Annotated in this window: 16 protein-coding genes; 6 read left to right on the top strand and 10 right to left on the bottom strand. The window is 43.1% G+C overall.

Annotated elements, in window-relative coordinates; translation table 11 throughout:
* Positions 1–32: 32 nt before the first annotated feature.
* The 4 genes from ACM0OZ_RS20965 to ACM0OZ_RS20950 all read left to right on the top strand — a co-directional run bounded on the left by ACM0OZ_RS20965 (position 33) and on the right by ACM0OZ_RS20950 (position 2,177).
* A complete protein-coding gene (locus ACM0OZ_RS20965; protein WP_414584748.1) occupies positions 33–620 on the top strand; it encodes an SH3 domain-containing protein in 588 nt (195 codons plus the stop codon).
* A gap of 162 nt (positions 621–782) precedes the next feature.
* The gene (locus tag ACM0OZ_RS20960) at positions 783–1,331 is read left to right on the top strand and encodes a HEPN domain-containing protein (protein ID WP_414584747.1); all 549 of its coding nucleotides are present in this window, start codon (positions 783–785) and stop codon (positions 1,329–1,331) included.
* A 193-nt stretch (positions 1,332–1,524) separates the two neighbouring features.
* Complete coding sequence (locus ACM0OZ_RS20955) at positions 1,525–1,812, top strand: DUF433 domain-containing protein (protein WP_332997064.1); 288 nt, start codon at positions 1,525–1,527, stop codon at positions 1,810–1,812.
* A complete protein-coding gene (locus tag ACM0OZ_RS20950) occupies positions 1,809–2,177 on the top strand; it encodes a DUF5615 family PIN-like protein (RefSeq protein ID WP_332997030.1) in 369 nt (122 codons plus the stop codon). The genes ACM0OZ_RS20955 and ACM0OZ_RS20950 overlap by 4 nt, the downstream gene beginning before the upstream one ends.
* A gap of 75 nt (positions 2,178–2,252) precedes the next feature.
* On the opposite strand, the gene ACM0OZ_RS20945 is transcribed toward ACM0OZ_RS20950, so the two are convergent.
* Positions 2,253–5,798 (bottom strand): eIF2A-related protein, encoded by a 3,546-nt coding sequence (locus ACM0OZ_RS20945; RefSeq protein WP_414584745.1) that lies wholly within the window; start codon positions 5,796–5,798, stop codon positions 2,253–2,255.
* 471 nt (positions 5,799–6,269) lie between these two features.
* Here ACM0OZ_RS20945 and ACM0OZ_RS20940 point away from each other — a divergent pair, with 471 nt between their 5' ends.
* A complete protein-coding gene (locus ACM0OZ_RS20940) occupies positions 6,270–6,530 on the top strand; it encodes a beta/gamma crystallin-related protein (protein ID WP_414584744.1) in 261 nt (86 codons plus the stop codon).
* A 406-nt stretch (positions 6,531–6,936) separates the two neighbouring features.
* Here ACM0OZ_RS20940 and ACM0OZ_RS20935 read toward each other — a convergent pair whose 3' ends face one another.
* The 5 genes from ACM0OZ_RS20935 to ACM0OZ_RS20915 form a co-directional block, all read right to left on the bottom strand.
* Entirely contained in the window at positions 6,937–11,442 is a 4,506-nt protein-coding gene (locus ACM0OZ_RS20935) for a caspase family protein (protein ID WP_414584743.1), read from the bottom strand.
* Positions 11,443–12,425: 983 nt separating this feature from the next.
* Positions 12,426–12,569, bottom strand: a complete 144-nt coding sequence (locus ACM0OZ_RS20930; RefSeq protein WP_414584742.1) for a hypothetical protein — start codon at positions 12,567–12,569, stop codon at positions 12,426–12,428.
* 433 nt (positions 12,570–13,002) lie between these two features.
* Positions 13,003–16,527, bottom strand: a complete 3,525-nt coding sequence (locus ACM0OZ_RS20925) for a caspase family protein (protein ID WP_414584741.1) — start codon at positions 16,525–16,527, stop codon at positions 13,003–13,005.
* 375 nt (positions 16,528–16,902) lie between these two features.
* Positions 16,903–17,382 (bottom strand): hypothetical protein, encoded by a 480-nt coding sequence (locus tag ACM0OZ_RS20920; protein WP_414584740.1) that lies wholly within the window; start codon positions 17,380–17,382, stop codon positions 16,903–16,905.
* Positions 17,383–17,393: 11 nt separating this feature from the next.
* The gene (locus tag ACM0OZ_RS20915; protein ID WP_414584739.1) at positions 17,394–18,464 is read right to left on the bottom strand and encodes a hypothetical protein; all 1,071 of its coding nucleotides are present in this window, start codon (positions 18,462–18,464) and stop codon (positions 17,394–17,396) included.
* Between the two features lie 488 nt (positions 18,465–18,952).
* Between ACM0OZ_RS20915 and ACM0OZ_RS20910 the strand changes: the two genes are divergently transcribed.
* Entirely contained in the window at positions 18,953–20,155 is a 1,203-nt protein-coding gene (locus ACM0OZ_RS20910) for an MFS transporter (RefSeq protein WP_414584738.1), read from the top strand.
* A gap of 32 nt (positions 20,156–20,187) precedes the next feature.
* On the opposite strand, the gene ACM0OZ_RS20905 is transcribed toward ACM0OZ_RS20910, so the two are convergent.
* The 4 genes from ACM0OZ_RS20905 to bioD form a co-directional block, all read right to left on the bottom strand.
* Positions 20,188–20,991 (bottom strand): hypothetical protein, encoded by an 804-nt coding sequence (locus ACM0OZ_RS20905; protein WP_414584737.1) that lies wholly within the window; start codon positions 20,989–20,991, stop codon positions 20,188–20,190.
* 229 nt (positions 20,992–21,220) lie between these two features.
* On the bottom strand, positions 21,221–22,144 hold the full coding sequence (locus tag ACM0OZ_RS20900; RefSeq protein WP_414584736.1) for a macrolide 2'-phosphotransferase: 924 nt from the start codon (positions 22,142–22,144) through the stop codon (positions 21,221–21,223).
* Between the two features lie 149 nt (positions 22,145–22,293).
* Complete coding sequence (locus tag ACM0OZ_RS20895; RefSeq protein WP_414584735.1) at positions 22,294–23,508, bottom strand: M20 family metallopeptidase; 1,215 nt, start codon at positions 23,506–23,508, stop codon at positions 22,294–22,296.
* Between the two features lie 52 nt (positions 23,509–23,560).
* Positions 23,561–24,250 (bottom strand): dethiobiotin synthase, encoded by a 690-nt coding sequence (gene bioD / locus ACM0OZ_RS20890; protein WP_414584791.1) that lies wholly within the window; start codon positions 24,248–24,250, stop codon positions 23,561–23,563.
* Between the last annotated feature and the right edge of the window lies 1 nt (position 24,251).

The raw sequence follows: 24,251 nt of genomic DNA, 5'->3' as shown, positions 1-24,251 counted from the left end.
ATCATTGATTTCTGGTATAGCTAGAAGGCTCTTTGATATTAGAGTCACTGGTTTCACCACTTCACCACTTCCTGCTAACGCGCCTGTTTGCTCCATCGGTCGATTCACCCGATCGGATGAATCAATCGCGCAAACTGATCGTGCGAGGTGGCAAACAAGCGACAACCATACGATTTAGTTATGACACTAAAGACAGCGCCCAAAGCAAGACAGCGAAGCTAAAAGGGAATATTTCAATGAACCGCATTCAATCTCCCGTTCAATTCACTAGGTTATTAGCTCCTATGAGCCTGAGTGTAACAACACTCCTCACTTGTTTCCTAACCAGTTCTACCCAAATGGCTCAAGCAGGATCTTGTCGCACGGTTGCAAAGCACTGGGACGGCTACGTCGATGTTCGATCAGCACCCAAAGTTCGCTTTAACAACTTGATTACCATGCTGCCTAACGGCACGGAGTTAGAAGTTATCGGACAGCAAGGCGATTGGCTGGAAATTTATGCTCCAGAACCAGGATGGGTGGCAGAAAATCAAACCCGGCGAATCTGTTCTAGGGACGGCAGACCCCGCCGAACTAACCGAGATTACAACTACCGAGATTACGATGGCTATCGAGATTAGCTAACTATCTACTTGACTCTGAACTAAGATCCGAAATCAAGTAATCTGTAAGTGTAGTTTTTCACTTTTCGTGATATTTCAGATAATTTTGAGTTCTTTGTTAAAAATTGGTTTAATAAAGTAAAAGATTTAGGAACAATTTCTGAACTCTATTTTGGAACATTGGAAAATCCTGATTCATATTATCCTCAACAGGAATTTCTTAGCTTGATTCAAGCTCTAGAATCTTATTGTCAAAAGAATCTAAATCCTAATATAAAGAAGATTGAAAAACCTGAAAATGAATATTTAGAAATGGTAGAGGCAATTATTAATCAAGTTCAAGAAGAAAACTATAAAGGATGGCTGAAAAGCAAATTAAAGAACAGCAATCATACCAGTTTAAGTGTAAAAATAATGAGCTTATTAAAGAGTGCAAGCCTTCAAGAAATTATTAAGCATCTTAAAAAATCTGAAAAAGCCTTCAATGTGTTTTTGGATGGTAAATCTAGAGATGATTTTGTTAACAAGATTGTAAAAATTAGAAATAACCTATCTCATGGTAGTGGATATAACGAAGATGTATACGGTAAAGATTTTCGCTTGCAAATTCAGAGGCTAAAGGTTCTTATTGAAATATTGCTGCTAAAGGAATTAGGCTTTGATAAAGAAACCGTTGGAACTCTACTTCTAAGGTCACGGGTAGGATTAAGAATATCTGAAAATGGGTGAAGATAACTACAAGTATATGCCAAGCTGTCTAACTAGTCGCTGCACCAGAACGTACCAGAGTTATCGGTGGGATGCGGAGGTTGTCTCCGGTCAGTGAGATTGATCGTTAGCCTGTTCCGTTTCCCAACCAGTGGAGGAAGGGGTTTCATCTTGCTTGGTTATGATGAAAGCAGAAGGCGAGTCAGTAAAGTTTATGCAATCTGTTATCGACATTGGCACACTGATTGTCCACACACCCGGAATTTGCGGCGGTCGTCCTCGGATTGCTAGCACCAGGGTTTCTGTTCAGCGGATTGCAGCTTGGTACAAGATGGGACTAAATGCAGAAGAAATTGTCGAGCGGATGGGTAATCTGACCTTGGCTCAAGTTTATGCAGCTTTGACCTATTACCATGCCAACCGAGAAGAAATTGAAGCTTACCTGAGTGCTGAAAAAGCAGACTACGAGCGACTTGCTGCCGAGATGGGTCAACTAGCATGAGTCTGATTCGCCTATTTATCGATGAAGATTCAATGGATCGGCAGTTTGTCAGAGCCTTAAGAGCGAGAGGGGTAGACGTTACAACTGTTGGAGAAATTGGTACAACTAGCTTCAGTGATGCAGACCAGTTGATTCTTGCAACTGAGCAGCAGCGAGTCTTGTATACGTTTAACGTTGGAGACTTCTGCCAGTTGCACAGCGTCTACATGGCTGAACGACGAACTCATACTGGAATTGTTATTTCATCACAAGAATACTCGGTGGGTGAGCAAATGCGACGAGTCTTAAAACTTATGGCAGCCAAATCCGCTGAAGAAATGGTGAACCAGTTAGTATTCTTGAGTGCCTACATTCCAAGTGACTGAATCTGCATTTGTAGTTAGTGTGCGCAGCTTAAGAACGTAGCTATTTGAAATATTTGATTGATTCACCCGATCAGTTCAACAAAACTCCACTGCCCCTAAAGCTTTGAGTGTGCCTTTCTGCGCTACAGTTAAACCTGTAACACCAGTGATGTTCATCCCCTCGTATAGCCGATCAGCTATCAGCGTTTTTTTGCACTCATCCGTTTTGACATCCCAAAGCTTGATCGTCTCATCTTGGCTGCCACTGGCGAGTACCAGACCATCCGGACTCCAAGCTATTGAGCGTACCCAACTGGTGTGACCTTGCAAAACTTTGAGACATTTCCCTTCAGCGACATCCCACAAGCGAACTGTTTGGTCAGCACTGCCACTAGCTAGGATACGACCATCCGCACTCCAAGCTACTGCCCATACTCCACTGGTATGACCGTGTAAAACTTTGAGACACGTACCGTCAGCAACGTCCCACAACTTCACCAAGGAGTCATTACTGCAAGTTGCAAGGATACGACCATCCGGACTCCAAGCTACTGAGCATACCCAGTCGGTGTGACCATGCAAAACTTTGAGACACGCACCGTCAGTGACATCCCACAAGCGAACTGTTTGGTCAGCACTGCCACTAGCGAGCGTCCGACCATCTGGACTAAAGCTGACTGAGGGGACCAAACTGCTGTGACCGTGCAAGATATGTAGAACTCTCGGATGCAACGTCTCTACACTAGAACGCACATTCCACAATCGCACCGAGGAATCATAACTTCCACTGGCGAGGGTACGACCATCCGGACTCCAAGCTACTGAGTGTACCCAGCTGTGTCCCTGCAACGCCAGTAGGCACCTACGTTGTGACACATCCCACAACCGTACTGAGGAATCATCACTGCCACTGACCAGGGTACGACCATCCGGAGTGAAGGTGACTGAGTATACCGTATTGCTGTGACCATGCAAGATATCTACAGGCGTTGCATCTGAAAGTTCTACACCGTTACGTACATCCCACAACCGAACTAGGGAGTCTAAACTGCCACTAGCCAGCGTCTTGCCATCTGGACTCCAAGCTACTGAGCGTACTCCATTGCTGTGACCCTGCAAAGCTCTTAAGGCTTCGCCGTCGCGCACATCCCACAACCGTACTGAGGCGTCATAACTTCCACTGACCACGGTACGACCATCGGGACTCCAAGCTACTGAGCGTACTCCACTGCTATGACCTTGCAAACCTCTTAGGCAAGTGCCAGAAGCCACATCCCACAACCGTACCGAGGAGTCATTACTTCCACTGGCGAGCGTCCGACCATCCGGACTCCAGGCTACTGAGCGTACCTCAGTGCTATGACCGTGCAAGATATGTACAGACGTTGCATCCTTTAGTTCTACACCAGAACGTACATCCCACAGCCGTACAGTGGAATCATGACTGCCACTCGCCAGCGTCTGTCCATCTGGACTCCAAGCTAGTGAGCGTACTCCACCGCTGTGACCGTGCAAAGCTCCTACGCAGTGGCCCGTTTTTGCATCCCACAGCCGAACCGAGGAGTCTTGAGAGCCACTCGCTAGGGTACGACCATCGGGACTAAACGTGACTGTCCATACCGAACCAGCATGACCGTGCCACGCTCTGAGGCACGCGCCGTCAGTAACATCCCACAACCGAACACTGGAGTCTTGAGAGCCACTCGCCAGGGTCTTGCCATCTGGGCTGAAGCTGACCGACCAGACTCCACTGGTGTGCTCCTGCAAAACTCTTACGCAACGGCCAGAAGCGACATCCCACAACCGCACACTGAAGTCATTACCGCTACTAGCCAGGGTACGACCATCCGGACTGAAGGCGATCGCCCATACCCAACCACAATGCCCTTTCAACGTCAACAATTGTTGACAATTTGTCACTTGCCATAAACGGATGATACCATCTACATCGCCCGTCGCTAACAGTTTGCCATCGGGGCTAAAGGTCACCGACAAAACACTGCTTAAGGTTTGGGCGAACACAGACTTAGCAAAAGCGGCGTTCTGGAAATTAACACCAGCCAAATTCACCCGCCGGAGATCTGCTTGCCAAATTGTCAGATTTGAAAAGTCGAAGGAAGCTAAATTAATTTTGAGTTGACTCGATAAATTAATTAGATTGCCGCCGCCATATCCAGCAGCGCCAGGAAATTCGGCTTGCAGTTTGACTAAAATGCGCTCCAGTTTAGCTTCGAGATTTTTCTTAAATTTTAAGGTCGTCAGGAGCCTGTCTGCAATCGGTTTTAAAATCAGGCGAATCTGAATTTCTCTGACATACTCCTTGGCTGTTGCTTTGATCAGAGCATGGCTAAGCAATAATCCGGGTTCTTCTGTGGTAATATCTTGACAAACTGACTCAATTATGTTTTCATTCACGTACTCCATCACCACAGGTTGTTGCGTGTAGCGGCAACACTGTTTTTCCAGCAGCGATCGCGCCCATAGACTTTCTAGAGCTTCCAACAAATTTCCCCGAGGCACTGTAGGTACCATGTCTGACTCTAGCTCAGCAATGGTCGTTCCTTCGCGATTAATCGCCAACCAGTACATGATGCTCTTCTCCAGAGGAGAGAGGCGCTCAAAATGCTGGTCTAGCAATCGCCGAATGCCATTGAAAACAAAAGTGTTCTGTTGCAAAAATACCTCAATATCCCCGTCAAAGAGGTCTTGAATTGAGGTAGCTACAATTTTTACTGCTAGAGGATTGTTGCTGTAGCGATCGCACAACTGCTGCTTTTGGGCATCACCACCCACCAGTCCTTTGGTATCGAGCAAAGCGATCGCTGCTTGAGGTGAACCATTCAAACGTAGGGAGCGCACTGGCAGTTTATCGCCCTCATTAACGGCAATCTCCGACGGTTTTTCCCGACTCGTGAGGATTAAGCAACTAGAGTGGGCGGTTTCTCCAATCAATTTGAGCAGTTCGCCATATCCTTCATAACCTGCGCGGAATTGTCCAGCCTCACCTGCCTCCAGAATAGTTTCCATGTTGTCCAAAATCAGCAGGCATCTTCTAGAGCGCAGGTAATAAATCAGCCGTGCTATCTCAGTAGAAGTTTCCCCAAAGTCAGACACAAAAGCGACCAGCTCACCCAGAAGCGTTTCTACGGGTGGGGCATGCAAGAGACTTCGCCAAATCACATACTCAAACTCATGCTGCACTTGTACTGCTACCTTGGCTGCAACAGCAGTTTTCCCAATCCCGCCCATGCCGAGCACCGCCACCAAGCGACAGCGCTGAACCGCAATCCATTGCTCTAATGTCGTCAATTCTTCAGTGCGCCCATAAAATAATGAGACATCAATTGCTTCTCCCCAGTCCTGGTGTTTGTTGGCAATCCTTGCAAATGCCAAATCATCTTTTGTTTGGGAACGAGCGGCAACATCCAGTTGTGCTATCTGTTCGCACTCCAGTGCCAACATCTGACACAGTTCTACAAAACTGGCACGGTCAACAGGTTTACCTGTCAGGAAATTGCTGACTGTGGCTAGAGACAGTCCTGCATCCTCAGCCAAAGCTCTTTGGCTGGGAAAGCCGTTACGCCTGACTGCTAATTTGGCTTGTTCAATGCACCCTTGATTAACCCTGAGCGATCTAGACATGGCTTTTATCTGATGGAAACCATACAGATTGAACTTTGGGAAATTTGAGAGCTTAAGTATTGACAAAACTTAATTTATATGTACTAAACTCTACTTTTGCTGAAAGACAGTTGCTCTGGGGAACTAACTGTTCTGCACTTTCTATGTAGGTGTCAGCAAAAACAACTTATGCACGTGTAGAATTGTCCGCCAAGTAAAAGACAGTATAACTCTGGCGGGAAGTCAGAATAACTCAGCGGTTCTCAGGCAGTAACTCAGTTAGCAGTAGAGTTTAATGATTTTTAGAGCTAAAGAACTTAATAGTTCAGCTTTGAAGAACAATCAATTGGTAAAAGTTATTTTTCCTATCGTAGGAGTAACCTTTCTTAACATTAGCACTCACAGACAATTGGGGTAATAGCTAATCGTTACACTCCCACAGTTTAGAGAAATACGATTGTTAACGCCTGAAACAATTTATGGAGGTAGTATATGGCTGCAATGGTAGTCTATTCACATGTAAATTTCACTGGAGATGAATCAGAGGTCCAGACCCATGATCGCCCTCACGTTGGAGGTTTTTGGAATGACAAAATCTCATCAATCAGAATAATGGGTGGTAGATGGCAGTTTTTTGAGCACGCCAACTTTGGAGGTAACAGTTGGGAGCTTGGAATAGGCGAATACCCTAATGTTGCAAATGTTGGTATCCCACACGATAGCATCTCATCGTTTAGAGTGATTGAGGGCTGATTAATATAGCAGTTTTCATCGTTTTCATCTGGCTGAGGTACACCCAATTGTAGGGGCGAACGGTTGTTTGCCTTTCCAACGTATCTCACTGACTTGCAAAGCGCTATAACTTGAACTTTGGACAAAAAGAAGCTAGAGCGTCGGTACAGTAATCTCAAAAACCCGGTTTCTTCGAGTTTGCTCAACGGAAAATCAATCTTTTCGATGACAGAAACCGGGTTTTTATGTATCGGCGCTCTAGTTGATCGCGCCAAAAATTGCGGCTGACATGAATTCGCTAACAGAATCACAATATTCGCGAACTCACTTATTTTGTCCAAAGCCCAAAAATGCGCGAACCCAGACATAGAGTTAGCCTACCGCCAGAGAATGAACCAGATGTAGAGTATGGTTACAAACCGCAAGTTCATTGAAAAGCTCCAAGATTTTCACAAATATGGCGCGTTTCACGATTTTGGTTTGGGTTGGCTTTAAGATAGTCCTCTAACCAGCGACAACCGCGCACTTCTAAATCATCGAGATTTAAGTTCCATACAGTAATTTTTCCATCGTCACTGCCAAAGAAAAAGGTCTGCCCATCATGGCTGAACGTAACACTATTTATAGGGCTGGAATGTAGAGTGCGATCAGTCAGTTCTTGACCATCTAAACGCCAGAGGTTTATATAGCTGTCCCGACTAACCGAAGCCAGAATTTGACCGTCGGGGCTGAAACTGACATCACTCGTTGTACCACGGTGACCCCGAAGTGTTTTAGGTACCTGACCATCCAAACTCCAGAGTTTAACTGTAGCATCCTGACTAGCAGAAGCTAGGGTTTTGCTGTCTGGGTTAAAACTGACACTCGTAACAACATCATCATGCTGACCTAATGTTTTCGCTTTCCAAGTTTCCAAATTCCAGAGTTTGATAGTTCTGTCCGCGCTAGCTGAGGCTAGCATTTTACGATCGGGACTAAAACTGAGGCTTATTACCTTGCCATTATGTCCAGTCAAAGTCTTCAGTAGCTGTCCATCAACATTCCAAAGTTTAATTGTGTTATCTTCACTACCAGAGGCTAGGGTTTTGCCATCTGGGCTGAATATGACACTTGTTACGGCTGCGCCATGCAGGCGTAGCGTTTTGGATGTCCGACCATCTAAGTACCAAAGTTTGATGGTTTTATCTTCACTTGCTGAAGCCAATACTCTGCTGTCAGGACTAAAACTAAGGCTTTTTACCGTGCCACTATGTCCAGTCAAAGTCCTCTGTAACTGTCCATTGGCATTCCAGAGTTTAATGGTGTTGTCCTCACTGGCAGAGGCGATAATTTTACCATCACCACTGCAAGTGATATCGGTGATAGCACCATCATGCCCAGAAATGATTTGCAGTGATTCGCCCTCTGGACGCCAGAGGGTAATCGAGTTGTTTCCGCTCGCCAACGCTAAAGTTTTGCCGTCGGGGCTAAAGCGGACGCTGTAGATTCGATCATCTTGTAGAGGAAAGTCTTGCGGTTTGTAATCATTCAAGCTCCATAATTTAATAACGCCTTTCTGATCGCTAGAAGCCATAGTTTTGTTATCTGGGCTGAAACTGACACTTAGCACAGCACGCTTGTGCTCCGAAAGAGTCTTCGGTTCCTGACCATCTGTGCTCCAGAGTTTGATGGTTTTGTCGTTACTGGCAGAGGCGATAGTTTTACCATCTGGACTGAAGGTGACACTTGTTACAGCTTGAGTATGTCCTGTCAAAGTTTTGAGTACCTGACCATTTGTGCTCCAGAGTTTGATGGTGTTGTCCTGGCTGCTAGAGGCGATAGTTTTGCCATCTGGGCTGAAGGTAACGCTTGTTACACCTTGAGTATGCCCTGCTAACGTTTTGAGTACCCGACCATCTGTGCTCCAGAGTTTGATAGTTTTGTCCTCACTGGCAGAGGCGATAGTTTTACCATCAGGGCTGAAGGTGACACTTGTTGCACCTTGAGTATGTCCTGTCAAAGTTTTGAGTACCTGACCATTTATGCTCCAGAGTTTGATAGTTTTGTCCTCACTGGCAGAGGCGATAGTTTTGCCATCAGGGCTGAAGGTGACACTTGTCACAGCTTGAGGTTGCTCTGTAAAAGTTTGGAGTACCCGACCATCTACACTCCACAGTTTGATGGTTTTGTCCCTCTTTGACGCTGAGACAAGCATCTGACCATCTGGGCTAAAACTAACGCTTGTCACATCTCGACTATGCCCGAATAAATGGTTATGTTCTTTTATTCTATAGATTCTGGTTTGCAGAGATTTCGCTAATCCATATCTAACCTGGGAATTGGGGGGGAATAGTTTTAGGAGAGGATGCTTTAAATTTTGTGCTGTTCGGATACCATAACTTAGTGATTCTAGTTCGCGGTAGGAGACCCATAATCCTTCCGAGACTCGCCTATCTGCCTCAATCTGTCTGATTTGAGCATTGCGCTGACCAGTTAAAGCTGCAACACTCAAACCACTTCCCAGCATCACCGCGATCGCAATAGTCCAACGCAAGCGAGTATTCCTTTGTTTTCGCCTGACGCTACGCTGCACAAACTCTGCTTCTGCCTGATTCAACCAGTAGTCACTGGACTTAAGTTTCTCATTCAAGACTGCGAGGTAAGGATCGTCATTCCAAAGATAATTTACTGATTTTTCTCTCGGATGTTTTTGGGTATTCTTTATTGACTTAATCTTGCTTTTATTAAACCAGTTTTCAATAAAATCAAATTTCTGCTCAATGCAATTGAGCAGAGATTCAGCCCGAGCTGAAAAACTTGATAGTTGCTCGTTGTTTTTGACACTTTTCCACTCCAAAGCAGCAGGGGTTAAACGGCGTTGTAGTTCCAGGTTTTTCTCCGCGTTGACCCATTCGCGCAACCTATGCCACCCGCATATCAGAGCATCATGGGCAGGTTCCACGTAAAGTTTATCTTCCGCATCTGCCCCACTAATCAGCAAGCGAGCATCACAAAAGTGCTTAACGACTTCCTCGACCCGCTTGTTTTCTGGTTCTGGGTACTCGAGTTCAATTTCTGATACCCGACGGCGAGCGACTTCACCGCCACCAAAAGCAACCATCCGTAACATCACATGAGGTACAGTTTGCTTATAAGCTGAGTTAAGCTCCACCAATGCCTTGTATTCCTGCTCAGCTCGTTGGGTCAGGGATTGGATGACTCCTCCCAATTCTTCATAATCAGCTTGGGTAAGAGCGCGGTCAATGGTTATATTTCGATTGTTAGCCTCCCATTGTCGCTTTAAATACTTTAAGTAAAGTTCACTTAAGGCAAAGGACAGTAACGGCAGTGCCCCTGGCATATCAGCCACTTCGTCTATCAATTGGTCTACCAAACTGTGGGGTTGAAAATACATAACCCTTGTTTCTGCTGGTTTCTCAATTGCTTCCCGCAATTCTGCTCTCGTCATGGCAGACACGATAAATCGTCCTTTTTGCCAATTATTCTTTAGGGCAGTATTTTCTAACTTAATGGTTGTTGGGAGCAACTTTAAAACAAGGTCTCTTAACTGCGGTTCAAAGTCGGAGCGTAATGTCAAAACTACCCGTAATTGCTGAGGATGGGTAATAATTGCCTTTGCAATTTCGTTTAGAAATGCCTTGCGTTCTTCCTCATCGTCACAAAGGGTCACAAGTTCTTCACTCTGGTCAATGAATAACAGTAGCTTTGAGTTGTAATTGTGACTTACCCAAGTAGTAATAATATCAGCGAGAGTATGCTGCCGATTCACCTCTGGTAGATTAGCATGAGCAAGTGCATAGTTCAAAGCCAAGAATGGCGACACCCCAGGGCGAATGGTAGGTAGAATGCTCCACTGCTGATGGGATTGCTGCTGATTTGTTGATTTCAATAGAGGAATTAATCCCGCTTTCACTAAGCTAGACTTACCAGAACCGGAAGCACCCAGCACCACAGTCAGGGGATTGGTAGCAACGAAATTGTGCAGTTTTTTGACTAACTCTGTTCTACCGAAAAACAGATCGCTGTGTTTTTCGTCAAAAGGCTGTAAACCTCGGTAGGGGTTTTTCGACTCGTCTAAAGGCGGTGCTGGTGGTAAGTTTAATGGATGCCCTGGTGTGAGAAAGACATACTCGCCTTTATCGTGCTTTGTCAAAGACCAAATACCAGGGGTTTGCTTTTGGCGATATGCTTCAGTGGCAGGTTCAACTCGGTCACGTATATATAAGTACAGTTCCGTAGCAGTAATGACCCCGTCTCCAGAGGATTTGCCATGAGTCGCTGGAGGATAGATATCAGCAGCACCTGTGAGCGCTTCAAACAATGCGGTAGCAAACGGAGAATGATTACCAATTCGACCGCGTTGAGTATTGAGATGCAACGCATCTAAAGCTTTTTGGTCAGCCGCCGCAGAGGTAATCACCTGCCAAGCGGGATCGCAGATAAAGCGATCGTAACGTTCTCGGTGGAGTACCTTGGGTGGTGACATGACATTTCTGGTAAATGACCAGCGAAACGCACCAGCAAAACAGCAGTCAAAGATACCCAGGAAATGACGACAATTCAAATGAGTCAAACATTCGTGTACCTGAGTCATCGGTAGGTAGGTGTTGATGTCTCCCGCCTTGGCATCCTGTGGGATTAAATAACCTTGCGGACCATCATCACTATTCAGGGCTATCCCGTGACCTGCAAAGTAAAATAGGAGGCGAGCATCTGACTTAACCTCTTGTGGCAGAGTTTTTTCCAGCAGATGATTTAGGTTGTTCAGGGTTGCATCTTCGTCCAAGTAAACCCACACTTGGTATTTATGTTTTTCTTGGAGAATTTCTACCAGTTTTTTGGCGTCATTGATAGCAGTTTGGAGAGGAGAAATACCGTTTTTATAATTGTTAATACCAATGACGAACGCCAAATTGTGTGAAAAATCTGGCATGATACAACCCCTATCTTAGTTATTTTTTATTATTATTTATTTGGGAAAAATAAGGTCTTTGCATCTTCATTGCAAATTGAATTAGCTGCAAGATTTCACGTTTATTAAAAACATTTATATGAAATAGTTTTCATTTTTAATTAATTTTAAACAATTCTTAGAGGAATTTATTAATCCACAAACATTTGTATGCTGACATCTTGCACCAGTTCCATTATTGCAATTGTTGTAGGGTGGGCACTGCTGACCATACGCTCAAAACCTGATTTTTGCGTTATGAGCAGTGCCCACCTTACGCTTAGTGAGAATGGTGCAAGATCTGAGTATGTATAGGCGAGTTTTTCTTGCAAAAAGGACGAATGATTGAGAGAGACACCGCCTTTTTAGCCTTTCCAGGCACATTTGTGCGGTAGTTCATGATTACTCAGGATAAGCGCATTTAAATTACCCTTGACAAAAACTTTAGTTAATGAATCAACTGAATATGTTGTACCATTCTCAACAAGACCAGAAAAACCTGGTTTATTGAAAATGAGGACACTACAAAAGCTTTATTTGCCGTTCAGAAACCTGGTTTTTGACCAAGGTGCAAGATCTGAGTCAACAAAAGACTTCGGATTTATCGTTTGATTGATTTTCCAACAATAAAAGCGAGAAAGCGATCTCCTAAATATTGTTAACAGGAAAGTATTAATTGCATTAGGGACTTCCAACTAAAAAAATAATCAATCGTTTTGGGAAGCAGGGGGAGCAGGGGAAGATGAGGGAGCAGGGGGAGAAGAAATTGGATAGTGACATTCGATGCAGGAATTGAGTAATTTAATTCTTGGACGTCCCTTAATGCTTTCCAAAAAATAAATTATCCATTTTGTAGGATAGGTTAGATACCCATCCCACAAGAAAAAGTTGGATATTTTTTAATCGTTGAAGTCTCTTAATTTAGATTTTATTGACACTGATCGCTTATTCTTGAGAAGATGCGGTTACTTTCCATCATTACTTTGGCTACCCTGGTTTGGCGGTACCGTTTTGTCTGTATTTGGACGAATTATAGTTCTAGGATCTAAAGGAGTCTCAGGATAATTCTCTTTATTACCGCTTTCTTGAGAAGTTTTCTTGTTTGGCATGATTTTACTCCTTTTCTATCAGTAATTGTCTTTTATCCGTTTCTATTCTTTTATAGGTGCCTCAGTTTGAAGCTTATGCAGTTGCTCATTTTAAGCAAGACTATATTAAATTGAAAAGCTATTTAAGGTGGACAATCTTATCATAACTAGGTCGGCACGAAAAAACACAACTATGTAACGAGATGTCACATCTCTAGATTCGGCTTGTAGTAGCGCTTTAGCGCTTTAGCACTACTACAAACCAGTGATGATTATTTACCCCGAGTTACTTACACATTGCCCAGGGTTTAGCATAAGCCGGATAGTAGAGATATCAGCTATGTGCTTAATTTGACGAAAATTTGAATTTGAGTTTGGCTTTTCCTCTGAGTGCTCAGTCATATTTATTATTACAATTTATTTCCCTCCAATGAAACATTTGCCTTACCAGGGTTTAAGAGATGGATTCAAGTGCTTTGGCAACCGCCTCTAAGCCAGCTGGATGAGTAAAGTAGCTAAGGTGGTCGCAGGCAACATCTGGTAATATTTTGGGTTGAGGTGAGCGGTTGTAGTTCACACTTTTAATGCTATCTAGAGTGACCGCAATATCGTTAGGTTGCTTAAAAAATACCAAATTGATTACACTATCGACAGCTTTCCCAAATAGTTTCTGCATGAGTTTTTGCAGGAGAATAGTTTGCTTTTCGATGTCCTTTTGTGATGCTGTAGATGTTAATGACCTGTCACCAGCAATAATCGTGTAAGGAACATGAGGATCTGGATTTTTTGCTATTTCTTGCAGAAAATCACAGTTTGGTTGCATTTGTTCTAGAGAATTGTCGTTTGACTCCAAAAGTTCTACTAATTGCGCTAAAATTTTCACAGGCCAAACAACAGTTGAAAGTTGATTCAACGCCATCCCAAGAAGTGCAAAAGCTAAATCTTGTACCTTAGGCCAAGGGGAACCGGCATTTGGTGTACCTAACATTATTAAATGTTGAACAATTTGATTTCCACCTTCACGCTCAATAAACCAACGTGAAACTAAACCACCCATTGAGTGGGCGATAATATGCAATTCTTTGCCGTGGTTTGAGCCCAAATCAACTGCTTCTAAGCGTTGACGTAATAATTGGGCATTTTCCTGAATGGTAGTGTTGAGATTTTCATAGTCGAAAGTCAGCACTAAATCATATAATTCTTTAATTGATTGTCCCCCGATGTTCGCCGTTTGAACACTACCAACTAGGCTTTCAGTGTCACCAATAATACCATGAATGTAGAGTAAAATTCTCTTAGATTGGGCAACTTTTGCTTTGATATTTTCTAGCTTTTTGATCTCTGGATTAGCAATAAGTTTGCCATCTGTCCCAATATCAGCTATGGCTAAAATTGGGTATTCAAAGGGAGCACCTAATGGTTGAGTGACCAGTTTTTGGAATAAAATTTTGATTGAGCCAGATGCACTACGGCTACTATTTGTTGGGCTCGGTAAACTCTCTAAGCGAATTTCTGTCTTGCCATCTTCTGTTTTTAATCCTCGACCTAAAGGGAGATAAAACTCACCGTCGTAAGCTAACGGTACAATATGTTCCTTTTCTTCCAAGGTTGTATTTACTAATAATTTTAGCGGTGTTTCTGGTGTAACAGATGCGTGATTTTCTACTTCCGTTAACTCTAAAACACTCAGTCCTGGGTCGCTACCTCGACTAGTAGTAAATTGGAAAGGTTGGGATACCGTTGGGTCTTGCACCAAGATAGGTGGTAAAACTGGATTAGCCACATCTCTGGTGATTTGTGGGACGGTAGTTAGGTTTGCGTTTGCCTGTAAACTAGGATGGGGCTGTAGTTCCACTACTTCATCAAGTAAGGTGGTGCTTTCACCTTGCTTAATCTGTTTAGTATCTTGTGGACGCACGTAAGTCAGTGTAACTTGCTTGGTCATCCAATCATCATAATTTCCCCCAGAATTATTCTTGAATTGACGGGAATTTACTTGCTCCATCAATCTATCTAGAATACCTAGCGAACCGACAGAACGAGTTGGGGATGGTGGAGGGTTCAATCCATCTTGCTTCAGTATGCTAGCATCAAACTCGGAAGTGCTGACAATTAATTTCAATATATCTTTGTACTCAGTAATTCCCTGCTTTAAGTATTCTACAGGGATAAAAACAGGCAAATCTTCCGTGCTACGTGTTGAGCCTGCTCCTGAGCCTTTTGGTGTTAATTGAAAACTACTCTCTTCTGAAAAAAAAGGTATACTTACTTCGTAATTTTCTGACAGGACTAGGACATTACAATACAGTGTTTTTCTGCTGTGATTTGTTAGTTTAATTTTCAAGGTAATTGGTTTCCAATGTTCACCAGTGTCTTCATCCCAATAATTTTCATCATAGGTGTACTCTAAACGCATATCTGATATGGATGAAGATGAATCTTTCCCTTCCACAACAAGAATTTCTATTTCCACATCTTCATAGCTAATTTTACTTGTGGCTAGGTTTTTTAGTTCAAGGATATTATTCCAACGGGCGATGGATTCTAAACGTAGAATAGCATCCCTTGCCACTTCCGGCGTGTACCCATTTTGGTCTGGTTTTTCCGGTACGGGAGCAATTAGAGGACGCTTATCATGTTGAGTAATCCAGTATTGACTATTGCGGGCAAACAAGAAATAATCCGCATCTTTTGCTTCTTCAACTTGCTGAACAAACAAAGATGGTTTGTCTCCAAAACTTGCTGTTTTCAATGCTTGAATTGCCAGTTCAATACCTTTTTCTTCACTAACTTCTCCGTGAATATTTACCTTTAATGGTTCGATTGGTAAACTGGTGACAACTGCCCAATAAGTCTCATTTTCCGATAATTTATCACTGCCTTCTGTTATTTCCACTTTGCTAATTTGTGGTAGCACCTGAGTGACTTTTGCTACTGCTAGCTTATTGGACATTTGGCGCAAAGACTCTGTTGTACTTCCAGCAGGGAAAATGGTTAATAAAGTATTTCCTCCTGCATTTGGTTTGGGAATACCATGCAAAGCACCGCCTTGAATTATCCAATTGTTATATTTCTGCTTGTTAAATGCCAGAGTAAAGTAGGGAGGACGTTCACTAATAGCACCACCTAAAAATAGTTGGTTTAAATCATCCTTGAAAACAGCTTCTACTTGCGGAGATTGTCCCTTTTGAGCTTTGCCATTGACTAAAGCATTAACATTTCTCAGTAAATCTTGGTATGTCAAATTTCCATTAGTTTTTTGTAATGTTTCTAACAGGAAATAAGAAAAAACTCCTCTTTTTTTACCATCTTTATCTCTAAATTCTTCTGCTACTTGGTCGGCTCGACAAGCAGCAAGGGAAATGTGCCTTGCTTTTAACCACTCAACACGTGTCGTCTGATTACTTAACAACTGGTTTAATGCAGGTTGGTCTTGAGCAAAAATAAAGCTGTCTAAAGTTCGCTGTTTTGCATTTATCGCTGCCTGACGCACTGTCACTTCTGGGTCTCTTGTTCCCGTAGCAGAGTGACAGCAATCCATGATAACCATCATATGTGGATTTTTCTGCGCCACTTTGGAGATTAAATACCCCAATTCCTTGTCAGCTAAATCCGAAACATTTTCTGTACGACTATCATAGCAGACTATAGTTTCGTGTTGGCGGTCTTGTTCAATATCCCAAAACTCTGGAGGAGTTGTTTCATAAGAACCATGACCTGCGTAGTAAAATAGTGCTACATCATCATTGTTAGCTTTGCATAAGTGGTGCTGAAAACCATTAATAATCGCCTCACGAGTTGCATCTTGATTTTTGAGTATCAAAATTTTAACTTCCCACTTGCCATCTTGAGCAACTCTCTCTTGTAGATATGCTTCTACAGCATCAATATCGTTTACGCAACCGCTTAAGGAACCAACTCTTGAAGCAGGATGATATTTGTCAATAGCAACTAGCAAAGCGTAAATATTTTTAGTCATGGGTATTTTACCTCATTAGCTTTTTTCGACAGCAGCTCTCGCTTAGGTACTGTACGCTTTGTAATTCCACCCCTAACCCCCTACACAACACTCTACAAATGCAGTTAAGGAAAACTTAGAGACGGAGTTCGTGAGTCAGCAAAAAAGCCATACTTCACTAAAGTTATATAGGTGACACTAAATTTGACTTATGCAATGAAGGAACCCGCACCCCAATACTGCAAGGGATAGAGCCAAGAAATAAATTTCGCAGTTTTTAGCTAAAGTCAGATTTATCTGACTGTATATGGTTTTTAACCCGTTTTAACGGGTTTAAGCTTTCAGCCCGAATTTGAATTCAGGGCAAATCCTACGCAGTATTGACTCGCACCCTATCTATATTGTGCCTGGTACATAATCTTCATTATTGCCACCACCTCGCTCTCCTACAGAATTCGATAATTTTATTAACTCGTCAACTAAAGAGCTAATGACAACAACTGCTCCTCCACCTGCTGCTATAACTTGATTAATTCTTGAAAAGACGGTAATTAATTTTGCAAAAATTCCAATAAAGATATTAAACTTTTCTAATTGCTCAATGACTTCTTGTAAATCGATTATTGTTTTTTGTAAAACTTTTGACGCTTCACTGTTCTTTAAGTCAGTAGTTATAGTTTTAATAGCCAGATTTGCTGCTCTATTAGCTTCATTTAAAAGCTTGGCTTCTTCATTAGAAATAAATGTATTTTGGTTGTTATCTATGATATCTAAATCAAGTAATTTTATTCTTTGATTTGTTGATTTGTTTACTAGCTCAACAGTTTTCTTTGTTAAGAAAAGTAAATCTTGTTTTGTCAAAAATTCATTAGACATTTGTAAATCTCCTATATTTTTATATCACTCTCTTTTTCTAAATCATTCTGCAAAATTTTTAATTTCTGAGAATAATGGCTCAAAATTTCTTGAGCTTTTCTCATTTGTTGCTCATTTATGTCCAATTTTGTATTTTGTTTGCTTTTTTCTAAATCACTTTCTCTACCTGCGAAAACACTTTGACATAGTTCTTTTACTTCTTCTTGACCAATTGCATTTTCTCCTTTCCCTAAAAACTCATTTTTTAGCTGATTATGAGCTTGAGCCGTTGCTTGAAGCACACTAATATAATTTTGAGCATTATCATTTTTTTCTTGAACTATTTCCATCGCCTTGTTGTAATCTTTTTCGACTTCTAAAGCAGTAGATATTGGCAAGCCATTTGATTGTCTAATATTGGAAAAATAAGTTTTATAGTAACTGTTAATTTGGGATTTCTCAATCTCAAGTATTCCCTCAATATAACCGTCTTGAGCTAATTTGATTAAACCTTCACTAGGCGGCTGTTTCTCATCAAAAGTAGGATTTCCTGTAATATAGGCTTGTAAAGATTCATTACCACATAAAATGGCTTTTTTAAGACCTCTTCCTCTTTTTTCTTTTGAGAATGTATTAACTAAAATTCGGAAAATACTAGTTCCAGCTTCAACAGTGGGTTTAGGAAATACAAAAGTTCCTACCTTTAAATTTACTAATGCAGTTTGAAGATTATCAATATTTTCATTAAAAGAAACTGTCCGACCACTGGCTACTTGACCAAGTCTTTTCATATATTGAAGTAATAGATCATTAGCGTCTTTTACTCTACTGACATTGGGTTTATTGTCAGTATTACATCCCTCTAATGTATCTTCGCGTATATCTGGCCCTTCAAGAGTCGTTAAAATAATGTAGTGAGTTCTTCTTAAACAAGATTCATAAATATCTTGTGCCAAAGTATCAGAATAATTTTTAATGTTAGTCTGATGCTCATTGACAAAATTTTCAACAGATTTAAAATCTGAGCCACAACTATTTAATAAAATTGTTATCGGTACCCACAGAAGAAATAAATTTAATCGATAATGGAATTTCTCTTTCATATGAGTGCTGTCATGTTAACTATAGAGCCTTAAAACCTTAGTTTATCGTTCAAAAACCTAGTTTTTTTGGTCTTTTTGACAATGGTGCAAGATATCAGGAACGCGTCGTTGCATGAATTCATTTCTCCTGAATTCATGCAAAACGAAAATAGAACCCAACCGTCTAGCAACATACCCTAGAAAAGCGGTAGCTTGTGATACCATCACAGTTTGTTCTCTTTTCTAAAGGTAGTCTTGTTTTTGGGATGAGAGCATATTGTACGAACTTATCTCTACAAATTTATTAAAATCTACTGCTACCTGAGTTACTGACTGACTTGTTCTGACTTGTTCTGACTTGTGAGTGACTTTTACTTGGTTTCCGGTATGAGTCCGCGTAGGCGGACAAGCTTTTGTGTAGCTGCTACTTCCAAGCGCTTTAGCTTGAGAGGGTCGAAAATTTAGTAAGATATCTAGGTGCTGTTGAAATTATTGCAGAGACCAATTTTATGCGATCAGCAAGCACCGAGCATCAGCAAGAGAACCAAACGCCACTCTATCAAGACAAAAATCTGCTCATCATTTTTGCAGTTTCTCTCATCACCTTTCTCGTACTTGCTAGCGTCCCTCCGGCTTTTCCCAAGATTATCCAGGCGTTAAACGTACCTCCACAAAAGATTGGTTTATTAATCTCAGTCTTCTCCCTTCCATCTCTTGTATTAGGACCTGTGGTTGGAGTGCTTGCCGATCGCTTTGGCAGAAAGAAAATTCTTGTTCCTTCTCTGGTATTGTTTGGAATTGCTGGCACAGCTTGCGCCTTTGCCCGTGACTTTAACGTTTTGCTGTTTTTCTGTTTTCTTCAGGGAATTGGTGGTGCTTCTTTGCATTCTCTCACCATTGCACTCATCAGCGATTTGTATTCAGGAACGAGACGCACGACTGCGATTGGTTACAACACCAGTATCATCAATGCCAGCACAGCAACTTATTCCATTATTGGCGGCGCACTAGCAGTTTTGGGCTGGCATTATCCCTTTTTTCTATCCTTAGCAGCTATCCCAGTAGCACTCCTGGTGTGGTTTGGACTCAAAAATCCTGAATCGGCAAGAGAAAAACCTCCCAAAGTGGATTGGCTTTATGCCTTAAAAACCCTTAAAAATCCCCAACTTGCAGCACTTTTCATTGCCAGCACCGCTCAATTCATGCTCCTCTATGGAGCCTTTAGAACTTATTTACCACTTTTGATAGCACATTTATTTCAATCATCCAGTTTCGTCATTGGACTGATACTTGCTAGCATACCTATGGCAATTGCGATCGCAGCTTCACAGGTAGGAAGACTGGCAAGACGGTTTCCAGAAACAACTTTAATTAAAGCATCTTTTGTTTTCTATGCTGTAGCTCTATTGAGCGTGCCATTTGTATCCAATCTTTGGTCACTCTTAATCCAAACCGTGATGTTTGGAATTGGCTTTGGGATTTGTTCCCCCATTATCCTATCACTCGTGGCGGCGCGAGCATCCAAGGAGTATTTGGCTACGGTCATTTCGGTCAACGGGGCATTTTGCAATTTAGGACGAATACTAGGACCGGTGCTGATGGGAATTGCCTTTGGCATTGGCGGAATCAGTGGCGTGTTTTATGCGGGTGCTGGGATTGCCATTGCAACTCTTCTTATTTTTAAGTATTTTCGCTCTTGCTTATGTGCGTGATTTGGGCTAAACATTTTGCATTGCCAATGACATCACATCGAACCCATGACAACACCCCAGAAATAATCCTCGAATGGTTCCTCATCCAGGTCAATATGATATTTTCTCGCCCAAGAGTAGACATCCAAGCTGATGCGTCCCCTTTCTTTGTCTAACCAATCACCCCCTTGAATCGAAATATTTCCAAGTAAGGTAATCCAGTGATTCGGGTAAGGTAAAAGGGGTTTGTTGCCAGTGCCTAGTAAACCTGCGGCGGTGATCAAAGCGAAAACCACACCACCAGAGGCAATAACTGCTGCAGCTTCATTCAAAACGTCGAATTCGCCGTATAGGTAAGTAGGAATGTGCTTTACTTTGCGATAACCTAGTACTTCCTGTGTCCAGCCTTTCATCTCCCAGGATTTGGTCATACCTGCCAAATTTCTCAGTATATCCGGACCGTCTGGTTCAACAGAAAAAAGTAGGTTTTCTGAATCCCGTAGCGTTGCCAAAATCATCCAATCGGCTTGCCCCATTCGTAGTCTGCCTCGGCTTTGACGCAACCTATACAACGTTTCAATGCGTCTGGTTTGCCCTTGAAAACTACCAGTTTCAAACAAACTCCGGCAAATTTGCACATAGCGCAGCGGCTGTTTGCGAACTAACTCAAATAAAATTGATGCAGGACCGCAAAATGGTTGTTGACCTTGGTTGACTTGAAACGGGTCAAGAAGGCGCATTTTTATCTCTGCCAGCACTTGGTTTTTATCTAAACTCGACCAAACACTGGGCGCGTTGGATTTCTCAAAGTCTGCTAGTGCAGAGGCGACAGATGGATCTAATGTTGGGGAATTCATGGATTGAGTAGATGGGTAGAAATAAAAGTACGTGAGTTCGACAGGGTTAAAAAAACACAAAAAAAAGCGCTCGACTGTATTTAAACTAGTGGTTCATGGCATTAATTCTGATGGGTTACAAGATCCCCGACTTCTTAAAGAAGTCGGGGATCTCACTTTTACGACATATCAAAACTAATGAAACAAACCACTAGAAATACGCATGGTGTCTGGTGCGATGCAAGGGAATTCATCGCAAACCAGCCATTTGCTGTTCATGTGCGGACAGCATCATCTGCGCCGACTCTAGGTAGGCGTCATCACCCGTCAGCAACGCGAACATCGCGACCGCGACAGGGCAGGCGCAATACAGTTCGACAATGTGATCGTGCATCCGAGGCCACACCCGACCTCCAGCGTCCTGGTACCGTTGAAGCAGATGAGCAAGGGCAGACTCACCGAAAATGGCGTAGTACGCGGCAAAGTCCGTCGCTGGATCGGCAACCTCGGCTTCTGTCCAGTCCAGCAGTCCGGTTACCCGATGGTCCTGGTCAACCAATATGTGCCCTGGGTGCAGGTCGCCGTGGATCAGTGCTGAGTGCTTGGGCCAGTATGTGTCGTCGGCGAGCCAGTTCTGCCACCTCTGCCAGATCAACTCCGAGACTCCCAGCAGAGGTTTCGCCTTATCCATCTTCTTGGCGAACGACTGCCGAACCTCGGTAGGCTGCAGCACCCGGACGCCAGCTTCGGACGCCGCATCGTGGTCAATCGCGTGCAGAGCCGCGATCGCAAGAGCCAACGAATCAACGAAGGCGACGGGGGGCGACTGCTGGTCGATGTACCAATCGTAATTCTTGGCTACCGGATTCACGGTAGCGGCAGGAGTACCGGCAAGTCTGGGGTAGGCGATCAGCTCTTCTGTGTTCACTCGCCATTCCGGCACGGCGACTCGGAGGTGCTTGCGCAGCAGATCCAGCACTCGGTTTTCGTTGACTGCCCTTTCGATGACGTCGGGTCGCCTGGGTGCTCGTAACACCCATGGAATGCCGTCTTCGTCAGTGGCAAACGCAACGAGGAAATCGACTCCTGATGCGTTGATTTCTACATTTTCGGCGTTCAGTCGAAGACCGTGCTTTTGGGCGACAGCCAGGAATTCCGCAGTGCTGTTGATCATTATCGGCTTCATGGGAGATGAATCTTTGGAGATCGAACTCATGCCAAAAGTAACTGGCAGAGGTTACTAATTGCTAATTGTTAAGTGAACGATTAACCATAAGCCATTAGTCCTCTTACCCGCTATTTATTTATACCCATCTACCTTTATCAATTACAGAATTTTTCGACGCAGCGAGCAAACATCTCTACACCCATCGGCAAGACGGTTTCATCAAAATCAAACCGGGGATGATGATGAGGATACGCCAAGCCTTTTTCAGGATTAGCGGAACCAAGGAAGAAATAGCAACCAGGAACTTCTTGCAAGAAGTAAGACATATCCTCGCCGCCCATTGTTTGGCATTCAGGAACCACACCCACAGGGGTTTCCACGACTTCTTGCGCTACTGAGCGTACCAGCTCGGCTATGGTAGCATCATTAATTACTGGTGGGTAAAGTGACCAATAATCCAAGTCATACCTTGCGCTATGACTTTGACAGATTCCTGCAATAATTTGCTCGACTCGCTGTTGGAACAAGCCTTTCAATTCTGGATTAAAATAGCGTACTGTACCACGCATCCAAGCTGTATCAGCAATCACGTTTTCTGCTGTTCCAGCATGCAATTCACCGACTGTCACCACTGCTGAATCAATCGGATTGACATTACGAGCAACAATGGTTTGCAGGGCATTGATAATTTGTGCAGCAACCACAATCGAATCAATGGTTTGATGAGGCATCGCACCGTGCCCGCCTTTGCCCAACACTGTGCATCGGAATAATTCTACAGCTGCCATCAATGCACCAGCGCGGACACCTATCGTCCCTAAAGGCAAATTATTCCAAAGGTGCAAACCGATAATTGCGTCAACATCGGGGTTTTTCAACACCCCGGCTTCTATCATCGGCTTTGCGCCTCCTGGTCCTTCTTCCGCTGGCTGAAAGATAATTTTGACAGTACCACCAAAAGTGTCTCGATGTTGGTGGAGATAGTATGCTGTTCCTAGGGCGATCGCTGTATGTCCGTCATGTCCACAAGCGTGCATGACTCCATCGTGTTGTGAGCAGTAGGGTACCTCGTTGAGTTCTTGAATAGGCAAAGCATCCATATCTGCCCGAATCGCCAACACTTTTTGAGTGCTGTTGTTACCATGAATGGTGGCGACAATGCCAGTTTCGGCAATGCCAGTTTGATGCTCAATTCCCCATTCTTGCAATTTCTGCGAGACAAACTGGGCGGTTAGTTTTTCTTGGAAACCCAATTCTGGTTTTTGATGCAACCCCCGTCGCCACTCCACAAGTTGTGGTTGCAGTGAACGGATGGAGAGTCGGACGCGAGATAAATCAACAGAAGAGGGATTTGGGAATGTAGAAACCATGTCTCACATTTTTTAAATTTAAATGACGGCTGAGTATTTTTATTTTTACGCTTTAAACTTTTGCAAAAGGTAGCAATCGTTCTAAATCTAAATTTGATGCGACTTGTGCCATTTTTTCCAAATCAGTTAGATTATCCAGATACGGTAAGCAGCCCAAAACCGGAATGTAAGTCAGCGATTCTATCAACTCTATTGGTGTCCAGTCAGCAATTTCTGCATTTGTTCGAGGTTGAACGCAGTTGAGAATAATTCCTTTTAAATTCACTCGTAATTGTCGTGCTAAAGCCACATTCGCGACTGCTTGGGCTATTGCACCCAATTTGACGGGTACAACCAACACCGTAGGTAAGTGCCATTCTCCCGCTAAGTCAGCGACTGTGAGTTCATTTGTGACTGGCGAACCTAATCCTCCTAAAGCTTCTAATAATAGAAAATCACGGCGTTGACGCAAAGCTGTAAAAGTTTGCCACACTTTTGCTAAATCGATAGTTTTATTTTCTTTTGCTGCAGCAATGGGAGGGGCTAGGGGTGCTTGAAAATATAAAGGTGTCAGTTCTTCAGGAGATTGATCTAAAGAAAACAGCTTTTGATACCACTCGCGATCGCCCTCTCCCGATTGCATCAGTTTCATAATTCCCAAGCTGCGGGAAGAATGATATTTTTGCCAGTAAGCTGCCAATGCTGTCGTTAAAACAGTTTTGCCAACCTCTGTATCCGTCCCTGTAACCAGCAGTGCGTTCAAC

Origin of the sequence: Scytonema sp. PCC 10023 (assembly GCF_963920835.1) — a bacterium.
GTDB lineage: Bacteria > Cyanobacteriota > Cyanobacteriia > Cyanobacteriales > Nostocaceae > Kalymmatonema.
The sequence above is the reverse complement of the archived record's forward strand: the minus strand, read 5'-3'. Positions and strand labels throughout refer to the sequence as shown.

What these genes read in the sequence shown, in the direction of transcription:
- ACM0OZ_RS20955 (WP_332997064.1), top strand. Translation starts at nt 1,525, where the DNA reads ATGCAATCTGTTATCGACATTGGCACACTGATTGTCCACACACCCGGA.
- ACM0OZ_RS20950 (WP_332997030.1), top strand. Translation starts at nt 1,809, where the DNA reads ATGAGTCTGATTCGCCTATTTATCGATGAAGATTCAATGGATCGGCAG.
- ACM0OZ_RS20945 (WP_414584745.1), bottom strand. Translation starts at nt 5,798, where the DNA reads ATGTCTAGATCGCTCAGGGTTAATCAAGGGTGCATTGAACAAGCCAAA.
- ACM0OZ_RS20940 (WP_414584744.1), top strand. Translation starts at nt 6,270, where the DNA reads ATGGCTGCAATGGTAGTCTATTCACATGTAAATTTCACTGGAGATGAA.
- ACM0OZ_RS20935 (WP_414584743.1), bottom strand. Translation starts at nt 11,442, where the DNA reads ATGCCAGATTTTTCACACAATTTGGCGTTCGTCATTGGTATTAACAAT.
- ACM0OZ_RS20930 (WP_414584742.1), bottom strand. Translation starts at nt 12,569, where the DNA reads ATGCCAAACAAGAAAACTTCTCAAGAAAGCGGTAATAAAGAGAATTAT.
- ACM0OZ_RS20925 (WP_414584741.1), bottom strand. Translation starts at nt 16,527, where the DNA reads ATGACTAAAAATATTTACGCTTTGCTAGTTGCTATTGACAAATATCAT.
- ACM0OZ_RS20920 (WP_414584740.1), bottom strand. Translation starts at nt 17,382, where the DNA reads ATGTCTAATGAATTTTTGACAAAACAAGATTTACTTTTCTTAACAAAG.
- ACM0OZ_RS20915 (WP_414584739.1), bottom strand. Translation starts at nt 18,464, where the DNA reads ATGAAAGAGAAATTCCATTATCGATTAAATTTATTTCTTCTGTGGGTA.
- ACM0OZ_RS20910 (WP_414584738.1), top strand. Translation starts at nt 18,953, where the DNA reads ATGCGATCAGCAAGCACCGAGCATCAGCAAGAGAACCAAACGCCACTC.
- ACM0OZ_RS20905 (WP_414584737.1), bottom strand. Translation starts at nt 20,991, where the DNA reads ATGAATTCCCCAACATTAGATCCATCTGTCGCCTCTGCACTAGCAGAC.
- ACM0OZ_RS20900 (WP_414584736.1), bottom strand. Translation starts at nt 22,144, where the DNA reads ATGATCAACAGCACTGCGGAATTCCTGGCTGTCGCCCAAAAGCACGGT.
- ACM0OZ_RS20895 (WP_414584735.1), bottom strand. Translation starts at nt 23,508, where the DNA reads ATGGTTTCTACATTCCCAAATCCCTCTTCTGTTGATTTATCTCGCGTC.